Here is a 16,460-nt window from a genome sequence, read left to right on the forward strand (position 1 = left end):
TTATCCTTTGATGTTCAGGAAGTTTTGCAGAAGCTTGGGGCCTTCGGGGGTGAGGATGGATTCCGGGTGGAACTGCACGCCGTGCCAGGGGCGGTCCTTGTACTGCAGCCCCATGACCTCGCCCTGGTCGGTGCGGGCCGTGACCTCGATCCTGTCCGCGGCCTTCTCGGCCGGGACGATGAGCGAGTGGTAGCGGCAGACCGTGAACGGCGAGGGCAGTCCCTTGAACACGCTCTGGCCCTCGTGGAAGACCTCGGAGGTCTTGCCGTGCATGATCCGCTCGGCGCGCTTAACCGGCGCGCCCGCGAAGTGCCCCAGGGTCTGGTGCCCCAGGCAGACGCCGAGCACCGGGACCTCCTTGGGCAGCCGGGCCAGGAACTCCAGGCAGAAGCCCGCGTTCTGCGGGTTGCTCGGGCCGGGCGACAGGCAGACGCGTTCGAGCTCGCCGCTTCCGGCCAGTTCCAGGACCTTTTCGCGGTCGTTGCGGATGACCACCGGGTCGGCGCCGAGCTGCTGGAAGGCCTGCACCAGATTGAAGGTGAAGGAGTCGAAATTATCGATCAGCAAAAACATCGGTGCCTCCCTTGCCGGTGATGACCTCGAGGATCACGCGGGCCTTGTTGTTGCATTCGTTCCATTCCGCCTCGGGATCGGAGTCGTAGACGATGCCGCCGCCGGCCTGCCAATGGCACTGGCCGTCGCGGATCCACATGGAGCGGATGGTGATGCCGGTGTCCAGCGAGACCACGTCGTCGTCCAGGCCCAGCCAGCCGATGCAGCCGCCGTAGGGGCCGCGTTCCTGGGGTTCCACGTCGGCGATGATCTCCATGGCCCGGATTTTGGGCGCGCCGGACAGGGTGCCCGCCGGGAAGGTGGCCTGGAGCACGTCGATGGCGTCCAGCCCGTCCTTGAGCTGGCCCCGGACGTAGGAGGTCAGGTGCATGACATGGGAGAACCGCTCCACGTTCATGAACTTCTCCACGGTCACGGTGCCGGGCTTGGAGATGCGCCCCAGGTCGTTGCGCCCGAGGTCCACGAGCATGACGTGCTCGGCCCGCTCCTTGGGATCGGCCAGGAGGTCGGCTTCCAACCGGTTGTCCTCCTCCTCGGTCTCGCCGCGCCACCGGGTCCCGGCGATGGGCCGGACTTCCAGCTGGCCGGCCGCGCTGCGGGCCATCATCTCGGGAGAGGAGCCGAGCAGGGTGGTGTTGCGGGTCTTGCCCATGGTCGGGCTGTCCGGGAACTTCATGTAGAACAAAAACGGCGAGGGGTTGGCCTGCCGGAGCCTGCGGTAGATCTTGAACGGCTCGTCGGACAGGGGCACCGAGAACCGGATGGACGGAACTACCTGGATGCACTCGCCCTCGGTGATGAGCTCCTTGCAGCGCTCGACCGTGGCCATGTGCGCCTCCTTGCCGGGGAACACCGTGGGCTCGCCCGCCTCCGGGGCGTTCAGGTCCGCGCTCCATTGGACCGGGGCGGGCCTTGGGGTCGCGCCTTCGTCCAGGCTCAGGTAGCAGCAGGAGTGGCGCAGGTGGTCGAAGAGGACCAGCTGGCCGGGCAGGATCAGGCACGCTTCGGCGTCCTCGGGTTTGCACACGTCCTTGAGCTTGCGTTCGAACATGCCCGCCGTGCCGTAGCCGAAGTAGCCGTACAGGCCGCGCGTCAGGCCGGGCAGGCCGTCCCTGGGATTGCCGCCCGTGGTGCGCTGTTCGATGGTCAGATTCTTGAGGACTTCCTTCAGGCCCGGGAGGTAGTCCATGCCCTCCAGTTCCTTGAGCGGGGCCAGGCGGTCGTCCTTGATGTCCACCACCAGCTTGCCGTCCACGGGGTGGAGCATGAGCCGGTAGTCGAAAGCGATGAGGGAGTAGCGGCCGAGCCGCCCGTCCACCTCGGCGGATTCTAGGAGGATGCCGGGCTGGTCGCCCACCAGTCCCATGTACAGGGAGATGGTGGTCTGCACGTCGGCAGGCAACCATTTGCCGTGCTGCGTGAGGGTGATTTTCTGCATTGTCTATCCTTCACACCGGTTGCGTGCGGGCAACGGGCCCTGCGCGCTGCGGCGTTCGTTAAAACGTGTTATTAATTGTATGGCCGGGGGATGACCTGCCATCCCTTGATCTTCTTGCGGTTTTCCGATTTCCTTCACGTACCGTTCATCTGCGTTCTCCTTGAAAAAATGAAGCCGCACCCTGGGTCGGGGTGCGGCTCCGGTTACTGATGTAATCGTGTGCCTGGCGTGATCGCCGCACCCCATTAATATGATTCTTCGTTACGCCACCACCACTGGGCCCGGTCGGCCAGCAGGTCGAGATCGCCGCCGGCGGCCAGGCTGAGGTAGGACATGAACTTGCGGCTGACTTCCTGCAAAAAGGGGTTGGCCTCGGAGATGATCTCGAACAGCTCGGTGTCCTGGGTGAGCATCTTGGCCGCCGCGTCGAGCCTGCGCTTGAAGGACGGGGTGACGAAATCCCGGATGCCGTCCACGTCGCGGGCCGCGGCCAGGAAGGCCACGGTGGAGGTGTAGTTCAGCCCCTGGATGTAGGCCATGGCCCGGTCGTGGCCCTCGGGCGTGGAGTCGAAGCAGGTGTAGCCGCAGCGGGTGAACAGGTCGGCGACCAGGGAGGCCGCCCCCTTGTCCCGGTCGCGGCCGGGCATGACCGCCACCCTGGGCTCGAATCCCTCGGGGATGACCGCGCCGAACAGGGGGTGGGTGCCGACCACCGGTCCCTGGTAGCGTTTGACCATGGCCTTGACCGGCCTGACCTTCACCGAGCCCACGTCGCACAGGATGGTCGGGGCCTCAAGGTGGGGCGAGACGCGGTCGAGCACGGCGTCCATGGCCGTGACCGGCACGCTGAGCAGGAGCATGTCGCAGCCAACGAGCGCCGAGCGCACGTCCTCGTCCGAGGACTTGCGGCCCAGCCCGGTCACGGTCAGGCCGAGTCCGGCGAAGTCCGCCGAGAAGCGGCTGCCCATCTGCCCGTCCGCACCCACGATGGTGATATGGTCGATTGCCTTTGCCATGGTCTTCCGGTTCGTTCAGGTTAGCCGGTGATCTTCTTCCACTCGTCGAAGAAGCCCGGGAATGATTTGCCGACGCAGGCCGGATTGTCAAGGGAGACCTTCATGTCGGCCAGCTCGAACAGGGACATGGACATGGCCAGCCGATGGTCGTTGTAGGTCTTGAACTCCACTTCGCGGCCGCGCGGCAGGGCGCTGGGCCGGATGATCAGCGAATCGTCGGTGGTCTCGGTCTCGCACCCGGTGCGGGCCACTTCCGCGGCGCAGGCCGCCAGCCGGTCCGTCTCCTTGATGCGCAGATGGGCCACGTTCGTGATGGTGGTCGGTGAGGAGGCGAAGGCGGCCACGGCGGACACGGTGGGCACCAGGTCCGGGCAGCGGCCCATGTCCACCTCCACGCCGCGCAGCCTGCCCGGCTCCACCAGGATGCCGTCGAAATTGACCTTGATGGACGCCCCCATCTGGCTGAGGATGTCCATGATCGCCCGGTCGCCCTGGAGGGAGTCGGCGGCCAACCCCTTGATCATCACCGGGCGCGGTCCAACGGCCCCGGCGGCCAGGAAATAGCTGGCGTTGGACCAGTCGCCCTCCACCGCGTAGCCGGTGTTCTGGTACCCGGTGGGCCGGACGATGAACCGGACGTGGCCCGGGGTCACGTGCTTGATGGAGCGCCAGGGTACGGGCTTCCACTCCCTGCCTTCTAGGACCTCCACGGAAAAGCCCGCCTTGAAGTCCTCCATGATCCGCAGGGTCAGGGCCACGTAGGGCCAGGACACGGCCTTTTTGCCGGTCACGGTGATGGTGACCTCATGGTCGGCCATGGGTGCGCCCAGGAGCAGGCCGGACAAATACTGGCTGCTCTCCTCCAGGGTGATTTCCACATTTTTTTTCTTGTATCCGTTGGCGGTCATGACAAAGGGCAGGAAGCCCTTCTCGCCCTCGAAGTCGAATTTGGTTCCCAGTCCGGACAGGGCGCCGGTCAGCTCGGCCATGGGCCGCTCGTGCATGCGCGGCGCGCCGTGGACCCGGAAGGTCCCCTTGCCCGCGGCGGCCACGGCGGTCATCAACCGGCAGGTGGTCCCGGACTCGTGCATGAACAGTTCGTGCGGGGCCTCGTCCTTGCGCTTGCCGTCCGCGTTGCCCCCCTCGGGTCCGTCCTCCATGCCCGTGACCACGAGCACGCCGTCCTTTTCCACGATGGACGCGCCGCAGGCGGTCAGGCAGCCCCGGGTGCGGGTGATGTCATCGGAGTCGAGCGCCGAGGATATCTCGGACACCCCCTTGGCCAGGGCGGCCGCGATCAGGGTGCGGTGGGAGAGTGACTTGCTGGCCGGGGCGTTGATGATGATCGGGTCCTTGGTCATTGCAGTTCCTCCTGGGTGGGGTACGTGCCGAGCACGCGCAGGGTCAGGCATTGTTCGCGGATGTCTTCCAGCACGTCCTCGTACCGGCCGCCGCCCAGGTCGCAGGCCAGGTCGGCGAAAAAGACGTATTTCCACTTCTCGCCCCGGAAGGGACGGGATTCGAGCTTGGTCACATTGATGCCCTGGTGGGCCAGGGTGGTCAACACCCGGGCCAGCGCGCCCGGGCGGTTGGGCGTGGTGAACAGGATCGAGGTCTTGTCGCGCCGGTCCTCCCGGGACGGAGCCGCGCCGATGATCACGAAGCGGGTCCAGTTGTCCGGCAAATCCTCGATGGATTCGGCCAGCACGTTCATGCCGTGCATGTCCGCCAGCTTGCGGTGGCCGATCACGGCGGCGGATTTCTTGCCCGCCACCACCTCGGCGGCCTCGGCCGTGGACTCCATGGGGATGGTCGGCACGTCGCGCAGGTTCGAGTGCAGCCAGTCGCGGCACTGGCCCAGCGGCTGCGGGTGGGAGTAGATGACCTCCACGTCGTCCACCTTGTCGGCGTGGGAGATGAGGCAATGGCTGATGCGGCTGAAGACCTCGGCCTGGATGTAGACCTTGTACTTCATGAACAGGTCCACCACCTGGCCCACGGTGCCCTCGATGGAGTTCTCCAGCGGGATGACCCCCAGCTCGGCCCCTTCCTCGGCCACGGCCCGGAATATCTCCTCGAAATTGGACTTGGGCGTCAGCGAGGCGGACGAGCCCATGTGCTCGATGGCCGCGAAATAGGAAAAGGTGCCTTCGGGGCCGAGGTAGACCACGCGCTCGGGCCGCTGCAAATGGCGCGACGAGCTCATGATCTCGCGGTAGATGGTCCGCAGGTGCCTGTCCGGCAGCGGGCCGGGCGAGGAGTTGGCGATTTTGTCCATGACCTCCTGCTCGCGGAACGGCTTGTAGATGGCCTCGCCCGTGGCCGCCTTGTACCGGCCCACGCTCAGGGACACCTCGGCCCGCTTGTTGAGCAGGTCCACGATCCGCTTGTCGAGTTCGTCGATGGATTCGCGCAGCTCCCCGAGATCGGGGATGTCGTTCTGGTCTTTCGTGTCAGCCATACTGTCTCCAGGGAAAGCCTCCGGCGGCCGGGGGAAACCCTTTGAATAGGGTTTCCCCCGGACCCCCATCCGAAACTTTTTATCGCGCCTTCGGCGGGGCCGTTTGAGCGCGGTGGTTTTCGCTCATTTTATTATTGTCATGCTTCATTGACCGCATTTTCTCAACCCCCACCCTCCGCGAAGCGGCATAAAAAGTTTAGGAAGAGGGAGGGGATGGGGGGCCGGGGGAAGGGGAGGGAGAAACCCTTCCCCCGGGAGCGCCGCAGGCGCTACCCTTCCTTGATGTCTTCCTTGATGCGCATGCCGAAGTGGCGTCCTGCCTCGTCGGTGCGCACGAGAATCTTGTCCCCGACCTTGAGGGTGACCACGGACACGGGTTCGCCCTTGTCCGAGACCACTCGGATGGTTTCGGCGTTCTGCAGGAACACCTGGCCGCTCTTCACGCCGCCGGCGGTCTTGACCTCGGCGGAGATCAGCAGCATGGGCCGGACCTCGACCTTGACGCGGCCCACGGTGGCCAGGGAGGTGGCCCCGTCCGCGCCCACGATGAGCACGTCCGTGCCCGAGGAGAGTTCCTCGAGATAGGTGGTCTTGTCGCCGGGCATCTGGGCGTAGGCGTGGACCGCGCCCGCGTTGACCCGGAAGGGGCGGGCGGCCACGTAGGGGTTGGATTCGGTCTCGGCGTGGACCAGGAAGGAGAAGGCGCTGGAATTGCCGATGAGCATGCCCTGGCCCTTCTTCAGCATGGAGATGGTGTCCACGCAGACGCGGTGGCCCAGGCCGGTGGATTCGATGGCGGTGACGGTGGCGGTGGAAAGTTCCATGGTCCCCTGGGAGAGTTTGAGTTCGGCGACGATTCGCTTCAGGTCGGCGGCCCCCTCGGGCAGGACCACGATGGTGTCGCAGCCCCGCTCCAGGATGCCCGCGGCGAGCAGGGCCCGGTCCAGGGATTCGCATTCCAGGGCCAGGGTGTCCACCTGGGCCAGGATGTTCTCCACCGGAATGATCTCCCAGCCCTTCTTGAGGACCACGTTCTTGCCCGCCTGGATGGCCTTGACGGCCACGTCCTCGTCGGCCTTCTTGGTCAGCTCGACCACGGGCATGTCCTCGGGGGTGATGACGGTGACCCGGCCGAGCGCCCGGACGGCGTCCGCCTTGTCCTTCTCGACCATGACGGCGTCCACGCCGGATTCCAGGGCCAGGGTGACCAGGGTCTTGTCGAAGGGCACGGATTTGAAGATGACTTTTTTCATGATGGTTCCGCTATGCGTTAAGGTGGTTGAGGGCGGCCTCGACGGACTCGTCGCCGTGGACGATCATGTTCAGGGCCTCCACCAGGCGGGTGGGGTTCTCGTGCTGGAAGACGTTGCGGCCCACGGACAGGCCCGCGCCGCCCGCTTCCAGGGAGTCGTGGACCATCCGCAGGAAGGCTTCGGTGCTGTCGAGCTTGGGGCCCCCCGCGATGACCACCGGGATGCAGCAGGCGTCGCACACGCGGGCGAAGGTCTCCTTGTCGCCGGTGTAGTTGACCTTGACCACGTCCGCGCCCAGCTCGGTGCCCACGCGGGCGCAGTGGGCCACGATCTCGGGGTCGTACTCGTTCTTCACCTTGGGGCCGCGCGCGTAGACCATGGCCAGGAGCGGGATGCCCCAGTTGGCGGCCTCGGAGGACATCCTGCCGAAATCGCCCAGCATGGCGGCCTCGGTCTCGTCGCCGAGGTTGCAGTGGATGGACACGGCGTCCGCGCCCAGCCGGATGGCGTCCTCCACCGAGGCGACCAGGGATTTGGCGTTGGGGAAGGGGGAAAGGGTGGTCGAGGCGGACAGGTGGACGATGAGCCCGATGTCCTTGCCCTGGGCCCGGTGGCCGCAGCGGACCAGCCCCTTGTGTTCGATGACGGCGTTGGCCCCGCCGTCCACGACCCGGCCAACGGCCTCGCGCATGTCGACCAGCCCGTCGATGGGGCCGACGGTCACGCCGTGGTCCATGGGGACCACGATGGTCCTGCCCGTGTTGCGGTTGAAGATGCGCTCCAACCTGATGGCTTTACCGATGTGCATGTTCTCTCTCCTTTGAAGTTGTTTGCCTCAAGGAGCCGACTCATGGTCGGCGGCCGGGAAAAAACAAGGGCCGCCGGCTTTCGCCTGCGGCCCTTGAAGAAGTTCTTGCTATCCCGTGATCCACCGTTTGGTTACACAGCACCTCTTCCAAGCCCGCAGGCGTGGCTAAACCAATACCAAAAGTAAAAGTTGGAAAAGTATGCGTTGGAAACGGTGGTGCAGTTCATGGCAAATAGAGCTACACTCTCAAGGCGATGCTGTCAACTAAAACTTTTGTCACGATTTCGAGGAGATAGCCTATGATGCATTATATTCTTGCGACCGGCGGTCATTTTTAGCTATTTTTGACAATTTTTTACATATTGACAATTTTGGGGTAAATTTCATCCTGCAAAAATGTAATTTATCACAAAAATGATAAAATCAGACTATGAAAACAGAGGAGAAAGGCTTGATTTTACGCCAATAGCAATAAAAACCGTGATTGGCACGACTCTTGATAAGAGAGGCGCAGGTTAGAAACGCATTCCATTCAAAGAGGAGTATTGCAATGTTTTCGAGAAAGTCCCCGACCCATGTTTCCAAGAGGCTCGCCATCGGCGCGGCCGCTTTGGTAGCAGCCCTGGCCCCCACCTTCGCCTACGCCCAGGAAGTGGAGGTCCTCACCCAGTCCAACGCCAACATCCTGTGGACGTTGATCGCCGCCTGTCTGGTCATGATCATGCAGGCCGGCTTCGCCTGCGTCGAGTGCGGTTTCACCCGCGCCAAATCCGCCGGTAACATCATGATGAAGAACTTCCTGGACTTCGCCGCCGGGTCGATCGTCTTCTTCCTGTTCGGTTTCGGCGTCATGTTCGGCCTGGACGCGGGCGGGTTCATGGGTACCTCCGGTTTCGCCCTGGGCGGTGTGGCCGAAGGCGACATGATGTGGACCTACACCTTCTGGTTCTTCCAGTCCGTGTTTGCCGCCACCGCCGCCACCATCGTCTCGGGCGGCATGGCCGAGCGCACCAAGTTCGGCAGCTACGTCGTCGTCTCCATCGTTATTTCCGGTTTGATCTACCCCATCTCCGGCCACTGGGCCTGGGGTTCCCTGTGGCTGGGCGATGACGGCGCCGGTTGGCTGGAAGCCCTGGGCTTCTGCGACTTCGCCGGTTCCTCCGTGGTCCACTCCGTGGGCGGCTGGATCGCCCTGGCCGGCGCCCTGGTGCTCGGCCCGCGCATCGGCAAGTACTCCGAGGACGGCAAGGCCAACGCCATCCCGGGCCACAACATCCCGCTGGCCGGTCTGGGCGTCTTCATCCTCTGGTTCGGCTGGTTCGGCTTCAACCCCGGCTCCACCACCACCGCCGACGACACCATCGGCCTGATCGCCATGAACACCTCCCTGGCCGCCTGCGGCGGTACCCTGGGTGCCATGATCTTCTCCTGGTTCCGTTTCGGCAAGCCCGACATCTCCATGACCATGAACGGCTGCCTGGCCGGCCTGGTCGGCATCACCGCGCCCTGCGCCACCGTCACCCCCGGCCCGTCCATCATCATCGGCCTGGTCGCCGGCGTGCTGGTTGTCCTGGCCATCGAGTTCATCGACAAGGTCCTCAAGATCGACGATCCGGTCGGCGCGTCTTCGGTCCACGGCGTCTGCGGCGCCTGGGGCACCATCGCCTGCGGCCTGTTCAACGTCGACGGCGGCCTGTTCTACGGCGGCGGCATGGGCCAGCTCGGCGTCCAGCTGATCGGCGTGGGCGTGTTCTTCGTCTGGGCCTTCGGCGCCGGCTTCATCCTCATGAACATCGTCAAGGGCGTCTTCGGCATCCGCGTCACCAAGGAAGAGGAACTCAAGGGCCTGGACATCGCCGAGCACGGTTCCGAGTCCTACAACGGCTTCCAGCTCTTCAGCAACGAGTAGTCGAAGCGTAACCAGAGATCATTCAAGGAGAATATAAAATGAAGCTCATCATAGCATACATCAGGCCCGAAAAGCTCAACGACGTGAAGCAGGCCCTTTACGCCAAGGAGATCTACTCCCTGTCCGTGACCAACATCCTGGGCTCGGGTCGCCAGAAAGGTTTCACCGAGACCTACCGCGGCGTGCAGATGGAAGTGAACCTGCTCAAGAAGGTCCGCCTCGAGATCGGCGTCAACGACGACTTCGAGCAGAAGGCCATCGACGCCATCCTGACCTCCGGCCAGACCGGTTCCGAAGGCGACGGCGTGATCTTCGTCTCCGAACTGACCAAGGCCATGCGCATCAGGACCGGTGAGGACGGCATCCTCTAGAACGGATTGCGAAAGCATATAGGCGCCGGGGCGGCGTCGACCACCGCCGCCCCGGCCTTAGGCTTAAGTCAAGGCACTCTGGTTGATAAACGTAACGGCCGACAGGCAAGGTATTTCAGTGTTGACCGCAGTGCCAGACATACGCAAGATCATTGAAAATCGTTCGCTGATCACGCACTTCCAGCCCCAAGTCTCCCTGAAGAGAAAGGCGGTTGTCGGGCTGGAGGCGCTGAGCAGGGGGTTCGACCCCCAGAGCGGAGAAATCATACCTCCAACCCTGCTGTTCGAGCAGGCCCGGGACAGGGCATCCCGGCTCGCCCTGGACCGGGCCTGCCGAACCAACGCGGCGGAGTCCTTCGCCGCGCTGCACAGGAAAGACAAGAGCATGATGCTCTCCATGAACATCGACGCCTCCTGCATCAACGAGGAGACGCGCGGTTCCTGCCACGTGCTCAACCTGGTCACCCGCTGCGGCATCAGCCCGAGCAACGTGATCATCGAGATCATCGAATCCCGGTGCGAGGACATGGACGCCCTCATGGCCTTCGTCAAGTTCTACCGGGAAAACGACTTTCTCATCGCGCTCGACGACGTGGGCGCGGGTTTTTCCAACCTCGACCGCATCCCCCTGCTCAAGCCCGACGTCATCAAGCTGGACCGCACGCTCATCAGCGGCGTGGACAAGCACTTCCACAAGCTCGAAGTGGTCCGCAGCTTCGTCCAGATGTCCAACCGCCTCGGCTGCCTGGTCCTGGCCGAGGGCGTGGAGACCGCGGAGGAGGCCATGTGCCTGCTGTCCAACGGGGTGGACGTGTTCCAGGGATACTATTTCGCCCGGCCCGCGCCGGGGCTGGACGCGGTGCCCGGCATGGCGAGCAAGGTGGACGCCCTGGCCGAGCGGCACCGCGAGAACCGCACCCAGCAGATCGCGGACGACAAGCGGCTGTATTCCAGCTACGACCTGACCGTGCTGACCATGTGCCAGGAGCTGGCCGAGACCCAGGCCAAGGACATGGGCCAGGTCCTGGCCAAATTCGTCGATACCTACGACAGCGTGGAGTGCCTGTACGTCCTGGACATGCGCGGCAACCAGATCACCGACACCGTGTGCGACCCGCGTCGGCTCAAGACCAGCAAGCGTTTTCTCTACGAGCCCGCCGAGGTGGGCGCGGACCACTCGCTCAAGGAATACTTCCTGCCCATCCAGGCGGGCCTGGAGAAGTTCACCACCCGGCCGTACATCTCGCTGGCCTCGGGCAATCTGTGCATCACCATCTCCCATATGTTTTACCATAAGAGCAGCGGCCGTCACCGCATCCTGTGCGTTGACATGTCACGGGCCGAAGAGGGAGGCCCCCGATAGGGTTGGCCGCGCGCTCAAAAGGGAACCGCCCGGTCCGGCATATGCCGGACCGGGCGGTTTATATTTGGGGCGGTGCGCGGAGCTAGATCTTGCAGGCGGTGCGCAGATCGTCCACGGCGTCGGTGGCTTCCCAGGTGAACTCGGGCAGCTCGCGGCCGAAGTGGCCGTAGTTGGTGGTCTTCTGGAAGATGGGGCGGCGCAGCTTGAGGCGCTCCTGGATGAAGTAGGGGCGCATGTCGAAGACCTCGGTCACGGCCTTGGTCAGCTGCTCGTCCGAAACCTGGCCGGTGCCGCGCGCGCTGACCACCACGGACACGGGCTCGGCCACGCCGATGGCGTAGGCGATCTGCACCTCGCAGATGTCGGCCAGGCCGGCGGCGACCACGTTCTTGGCCACGTAGCGGGCCATGTACGCGCCGGAGCGGTCCACCTTGGACGGGTCCTTGCCCGAGAAGGCGCCGCCGCCGTGCGCGCCCGCGCCGCCGTAGGTGTCGTTGATGATCTTGCGTCCGGTCAGGCCGCAGTCGCCCACCGGGCCGCCGATGACGAACCGGCCGGTGGGGTTGATGTAGGTCTTCAGGCTGTCGTCGATCAGGTCCTCGGGCAGGGTGTGCATGATGACTTCCTTGAGGATCGCCTCCTTCAGGTCGGAGTAGGCGATGTTCTCGTCATGCTGGGAGGAGACGACCACGTTGTCGATGCGCACGGGCTTGCCGCTGTCGAACTGGACGCAGACCTGGGTCTTGCCGTCCGGGCGCAGGAAATCGAGGATGCCCTCCTTGCGCACGTAGGTCAGGCGGCGGGACAGCTTGTGGGCGTAGTAGATCGGGGTGGGCATGAGGGTGGGGGTCTCGTTGGTGGCGAAACCGAACATCATGCCCTGGTCGCCAGCGCCCTGGTCCTCGGGCTTGACCCGGTCCACGCCCTGGGCGATGTCCGGGGACTGCTTGTCGATGGACGAGATGACCGCGCAGGTCTGCCAGTCGAAGCCCATGGTGTCGGAGCTGTTGTAGCCGATGTCCTTGATGGTGTTCCGGACGATCTCCGGAAAGTCGGCGAAAGCGGTGGTGGAGATTTCACCGGCGATGAAGGCCATGCCGGTGGTCACCAGGGTCTCGCAGGCCACGCGGGCGTTCGCGTCCTGGCCGATGATGGCGTCCAGGATGGCGTCGGAAATCTGGTCGGCCACCTTGTCGGGGTGGCCTTCGGTCACGGACTCGGAAGTGAAAAGGTATTTGCCTTCGATCTGCATCGGGCCCTCCTTCAGGGATGCTTGATGTCGTCTAGAAATCCGGGTTGATGAGTTCGCACTCGAGGATTTCGTCGACGGTATTGTTCTTGCCTGCGATGACGACCCTGGGTTTGCGGGTCTTCGCTTCGTTTTCGTCCAGCCACATGTATGCGGCGATGATCACGCGCTGGCCGACGCCGCCCTTGTGCGCGGCGGCTCCGTTCAGGCAGATCTCGCCCGGTTGGCCGGGGATGGCGTAGGTGGTCAGCCGCTCCCCGTTGTCCAGGTTGTACACGTCCACCTGTTCGTAGGGCAGCAGTCCCACCGTCTTCATCAGCCTGGTGTCGATGGAAATGCTCCCCCGGTATTCCAGGTTCGCGCAGGTAATGGTCGCGCCATGGATCTTGGCGCTCAGGAAACATCTTTGAGCCACGGGTCTAAACCTCTATCAGTATATTATCTATCAGCCGGGCCTTGCCCATGCGCACGGCCACGGCGGCCAGTGCGGAGCGGGCGATGGCTCCAAGCGGCGAAATTTCGTCCGGATCCACGATCTCGATGTAGTCCACCTGGCCCATGGGCAGGGCGGCGGCGTACTCGTCGGCCAAAAAGCGCTTCAGGGCCGCGCAGTCGCGCTCCCCGCCCCTGGCCTTGTCCGCAAGCTTGAGCAGCCCCTTGCGGATGTTCGGGGCCGCGGCGCGCTCCTCCTCGGTCAGGTAGGCGTTGCGGGAGCTTAAGGCCAGGCCGTCCTCCTCGCGCACGATGGGGTGGCCGATGAGTTTGACCGGCATGTTCAGGTCGCGGACCATGCGGCGCAGGATGGCGAACTGCTGCCAGTCCTTTTCGCCGAACACGGCCACCTCGGCCTGGGTCAGCATGAACAGCTTGGTGACCACCGTGCACACGCCCCGGAAATGGATGGGCCGGGTGGCTCCGCAGAGGTTCTCGCCCAGCCGGGGGACCTCCACCCAGGTGGCGTGGTTGTCCTCGTACATGGCCCCGGGCTCGGGCGCGAAGAGCAGGTCCACGCCGTGGGCCTCGGCCTTGGCGCGGTCGCTTTCAAAGTCTCGCGGGTAGCTGTCCAGGTCTTCGTTCTCGCCGAACTGGGCCGGGTTGACGAAGACCGAGACCACCAGCCGGTCGCACTCGGGCCGCGCCCGGTCGATGAGGGAGGTGTGGCCGTGGTGCAGGTAGCCCATGGTCGGCACAAGGCCGATGGAGTGCCCCTGCCCGCGCCAGGCAAGGCACTGGCGCTGCAATTCAGTCGGATCGGTGATGATATTCATGGTTCGCCTCGAAGCTTGGTTGAACACCTGACAGATTTACCCGGGGGAGTCAAACAAAATGTTTATATCTGGATGTATTGATATAGTTTGGCGGGAACGACCCGGAATGAGGCGGTTCAGGGTGAAAAAACCGGTGTTGTCACGGACCATTACCCAAACTTTTGTTTGAGAAAAAACGGGCCTCGTTGTACCGTGGCGCATTATGAGGACAAATAAGGACATCTTCTCGGACAGGGCCGTGTCGCTCACTCCCCAGGAGTTGATCGATTTCGAACACACCATCAAGGATTGCATGGCGGAGTTCGTTCCCTTCACCTCCTACAGCCTGTTCTTTCCCAGGGAGCGGTCGGCCGGGATTCCCGAGCCCGAGTTCCGGGCCGAGGACAGCGAACTGATCCTGCCCCTGGTCTTCAAGGGCGAGATGATGTGCTACTTCATAGCCAAGGGCGTGCGCCTCAAGGCTCCGGCCACGGCCCCGAAGTACCTCATGGCCCTGGCCGCGTCCGTGCTCGAGAAGCTGGCCCTGTACAAGAAGGCGGTCACCGACCCGCTGACCGGCCTGTATTCGCGCAATTTCTTTTTCGAGGAACTGGAGCAGGCCATCGACCAGGTGCAGGGATGCCTGGCCACCGGGTCCTGCCGGTCCGGGGTGGAGGCCCGCGAGCCCGAGATGGCCTTTTCCGGGACCTTCGGTGTCATTTTCCTCGACCTCGACACCTTCCAGCCCGTGAACGAGCGCTACGGCTACCTCAAGGGCGACGACATCCTGGGCGAGGTCGGACGGCTGCTCAGCCTGGTCTGCCCCAAGTACACCACCGTGGCCCGCTTCGCCAACGACAAGTTCGCCATCCTGGTGCCCGACGCCAAGCCGCACGCCTGCTTCCAGCTGTCCGAGGTCATCCGCTCGGGTCTGAGCAAGCTCTCGTTCACCGACGACATCACCAACGACACCATCTCCGTCACCGGCAGCCTGGGCTACGTCTGCTACCCGCAGGGGCTGGAGGGCGCGCAGTTCCGGCGCACCCCGTCCGAGCAGGCGCGCATGATCGTGCGCAAGGCCCGCAAGGGCGTGGCCGTGGCCAAGGACCAGGGGCGCAACCGGGTCTTCGGCTACGCGGACATCCTGTCCAAGGGCGGCCGGGTCCTCGAGACCCTGCCCATGAACCGCATGGTCGTGTCCCTGGGCGAGGCCTCCGGAGCCAAGGTGGGCCAGCGGTTCCTGGTCCGTTCGCCCAAGTCCGGCGGGGTGGCCTCGGCCTCCCTGACCGAGGACGAGCGGTTGTCCGGCCGCTATCCGGCCTTGTACAAGGGCGAGGTGGTCCTGGTCGAGGTCCAGGACGACATGGCCTTTGCCGAGGCCCTGCACCTGGGCGACGCGGCCTGGGCCGTGGAGCCCGGCGACCGGCTGAATCTCATCGAGGGCGACGAAAGCCTGTTCTCGCCCGAGCAGGAAATAAAGGACGACACCATGCCGAGCCACGACGGCGCGACACAGCTTCTGCGATACGGCGAATTCGTCTCCTGGTTCGCCAAGGCCCGGCTCAAGCCCGAGTCCTTCGGCCTGTCCCTGGTCCGCATCCTGGACCAACCCGAGGAGAATGACCGCTACCAGGACGGCATGGACCACATGGCCCGCGACGTGGCCAGGCTGGCGCGCGGCGTGTTCGGCGACGCGGCCACCGGCGGCCGGTTCGGCCTCAACGGCATGATCTTCTTCACCGAGGGCGTGGACCGGCAGACTCTCATGGACCGTACCCTGGAGCTCGAGCGGGCCGTGGCCGACAATCTCGGCCTCAAGATTTCCGTGGGGTCCGCGCGCTACCCGTTCCTGAATTTCGACCGGGCCGACATGCTCGAAAATTGCCGCAAGGCCCTGGAGCACGCCCTGCTCCTGCCCGACCCGCGCGTGGCCGTGTTCGACTCCATCTCGCTCAACCTTTCCGCCGACCGTCGCTTCATGGACGGCGACATCTACGGGGCCATCGAGGAGTTCAAGCTGGCTCTGCTCGACGACGACAACAACCTCCTGGCCCGCAACTCGCTCGGCATCTGCTACGCTCAGCTCGGCCGGTTCGAGGAGGCCCGCCACGAGTTCGAACACGTGGTGGAACTGGACAAGAAGGATGTCCTTGCCCAGTACAACCTGGGCTGGGCCAACCACCGCCTGGGGGACCTCAAGTCCGCTGAAAAGGCCTACCGCCAGTGCCTCAAGGCCGAGCCCGGCCACGTCTATTCGCTCATGCGCCTGGGCTCCATCGAGGAAAAGGCCAACCACCTCAAGAAGGCCGCCAATCTCTACGGGAAGGCCGCCGACCAGCCCGGCGGCGAACGCATGGTCCTGCGCCCGCTGGCCCGCGTGGCCTACCGCCAGGGCGACATCGAGGCCACCCGCGAATACCTGCACCTGGCCCTGAACGCCGACCACAACGACCACCAGGCCATGCACATGCTCGCCAAGCTCTATCTCGACCAGGGCGAGGACCCGCAGATCGCCGAGGTCCTGGCCCGCCAGTCCTCGGCCCTGGCCCCGGGCGCGGCCGCCTACTGGGAAACCCTGGTCGAGGCCCTCGAAGCCCAGGGCAAGGGCGAGGAAGCCGCCATCGTCGCCGCCCGCGCGGCGGGGTAGCGCCTCCGGCGGCCGGGGGAAGGGGAGAAGGGAGCCCTTTTCTCAAAGGGTTCCCTTCTCCCCTTCCCCCGGACCCCCATCCCCTCTTCCTTCCTAAACTTTTTATTGCCGCTGCGCGGGGTGCG

General features: G+C 64.4%; 14 protein-coding genes. 4 read left to right on the forward strand and 10 right to left on the reverse strand.

All coding sequences use genetic code 11. The features are described from left to right. The 7 genes from BerOc1_RS14420 to BerOc1_RS14450 form a co-directional block, all read right to left on the reverse strand. Positions 1 to 573 (reverse strand): anthranilate synthase component II, encoded by a 573-nt coding sequence (locus BerOc1_RS14420; RefSeq protein WP_071546355.1) that lies wholly within the window; start codon positions 571 to 573, stop codon positions 1 to 3. After that, positions 554 to 2,011: an anthranilate synthase component I family protein gene (locus tag BerOc1_RS14425; RefSeq protein WP_071546356.1), complete on the reverse strand. Its 1,458-nt coding sequence runs from the start codon at positions 2,009 to 2,011 to the stop codon at positions 554 to 556. The genes BerOc1_RS14420 and BerOc1_RS14425 overlap by 20 nt, the downstream gene beginning before the upstream one ends. A gap of 245 nt (positions 2,012 to 2,256) precedes the next feature. Beyond that, positions 2,257 to 3,027 (reverse strand): prephenate dehydrogenase, encoded by a 771-nt coding sequence (locus tag BerOc1_RS14430; RefSeq protein WP_071546357.1) that lies wholly within the window; start codon positions 3,025 to 3,027, stop codon positions 2,257 to 2,259. 20 nt (positions 3,028 to 3,047) lie between these two features. Then, positions 3,048 to 4,388 (reverse strand): 3-phosphoshikimate 1-carboxyvinyltransferase, encoded by a 1,341-nt coding sequence (gene aroA / locus BerOc1_RS14435; RefSeq protein WP_071546358.1) that lies wholly within the window; start codon positions 4,386 to 4,388, stop codon positions 3,048 to 3,050. After that, positions 4,385 to 5,488: a prephenate dehydratase gene (gene pheA / locus BerOc1_RS14440; RefSeq protein WP_071546359.1), complete on the reverse strand. Its 1,104-nt coding sequence runs from the start codon at positions 5,486 to 5,488 to the stop codon at positions 4,385 to 4,387. The genes aroA and pheA overlap by 4 nt, the downstream gene beginning before the upstream one ends. Positions 5,489 to 5,757: 269 nt before the next feature. Beyond that, complete coding sequence (locus BerOc1_RS14445; RefSeq protein WP_071546360.1) at positions 5,758 to 6,741, reverse strand: 3-dehydroquinate synthase II family protein; 984 nt, start codon at positions 6,739 to 6,741, stop codon at positions 5,758 to 5,760. A gap of 10 nt (positions 6,742 to 6,751) precedes the next feature. Beyond that, entirely contained in the window at positions 6,752 to 7,549 is a 798-nt protein-coding gene (locus BerOc1_RS14450) for a 2-amino-3,7-dideoxy-D-threo-hept-6-ulosonate synthase (protein WP_071546361.1), read from the reverse strand. Positions 7,550 to 8,099: 550 nt separating this feature from the next. On the opposite strand from BerOc1_RS14450, the gene BerOc1_RS14455 reads away from it, so the two are divergent. The 3 genes from BerOc1_RS14455 to BerOc1_RS14465 all read left to right on the forward strand — a co-directional run bounded on the left by BerOc1_RS14455 (position 8,100) and on the right by BerOc1_RS14465 (position 11,192). Further along, complete coding sequence (locus tag BerOc1_RS14455) at positions 8,100 to 9,458, forward strand: ammonium transporter (protein ID WP_071546362.1); 1,359 nt, start codon at positions 8,100 to 8,102, stop codon at positions 9,456 to 9,458. Positions 9,459 to 9,496: 38 nt separating this feature from the next. Next, a complete protein-coding gene (locus BerOc1_RS14460; RefSeq protein ID WP_071546363.1) occupies positions 9,497 to 9,829 on the forward strand; it encodes a P-II family nitrogen regulator in 333 nt (110 codons plus the stop codon). Positions 9,830 to 9,959: 130 nt separating this feature from the next. Further along, complete coding sequence (locus BerOc1_RS14465; protein WP_242653016.1) at positions 9,960 to 11,192, forward strand: EAL domain-containing protein; 1,233 nt, start codon at positions 9,960 to 9,962, stop codon at positions 11,190 to 11,192. 82 nt (positions 11,193 to 11,274) lie between these two features. On the opposite strand, the gene metK is transcribed toward BerOc1_RS14465, so the two are convergent. The 3 genes from metK to panC are packed head-to-tail and all read right to left on the reverse strand — an operon-like array spanning position 11,275 to position 13,709. Further along, on the reverse strand, positions 11,275 to 12,444 hold the full coding sequence (gene metK, locus BerOc1_RS14470) for a methionine adenosyltransferase (RefSeq protein WP_071546365.1): 1,170 nt from the start codon (positions 12,442 to 12,444) through the stop codon (positions 11,275 to 11,277). Between the two features lie 31 nt (positions 12,445 to 12,475). Beyond that, positions 12,476 to 12,856 carry an aspartate 1-decarboxylase gene (gene panD / locus BerOc1_RS14475; RefSeq protein ID WP_071546366.1) on the reverse strand — a complete coding sequence of 127 codons (381 nt, stop codon included), beginning with the start codon at positions 12,854 to 12,856 and terminating at the stop codon, positions 12,476 to 12,478. A 4-nt stretch (positions 12,857 to 12,860) separates the two neighbouring features. After that, the gene (gene panC / locus BerOc1_RS14480; protein ID WP_071546367.1) at positions 12,861 to 13,709 is read right to left on the reverse strand and encodes a pantoate--beta-alanine ligase; all 849 of its coding nucleotides are present in this window, start codon (positions 13,707 to 13,709) and stop codon (positions 12,861 to 12,863) included. 202 nt (positions 13,710 to 13,911) lie between these two features. Here panC and BerOc1_RS14485 point away from each other — a divergent pair, with 202 nt between their 5' ends. Continuing rightward, positions 13,912 to 16,335 carry a tetratricopeptide repeat-containing diguanylate cyclase gene (locus BerOc1_RS14485; protein WP_071546368.1) on the forward strand — a complete coding sequence of 808 codons (2,424 nt, stop codon included), beginning with the start codon at positions 13,912 to 13,914 and terminating at the stop codon, positions 16,333 to 16,335. Positions 16,336 to 16,460 lie beyond the last annotated feature (125 nt).

The organism is Pseudodesulfovibrio hydrargyri (genome assembly GCF_001874525.1).
In the GTDB taxonomy this organism is placed as follows: Bacteria; Desulfobacterota; Desulfovibrionia; order Desulfovibrionales; family Desulfovibrionaceae; genus Pseudodesulfovibrio; species Pseudodesulfovibrio hydrargyri.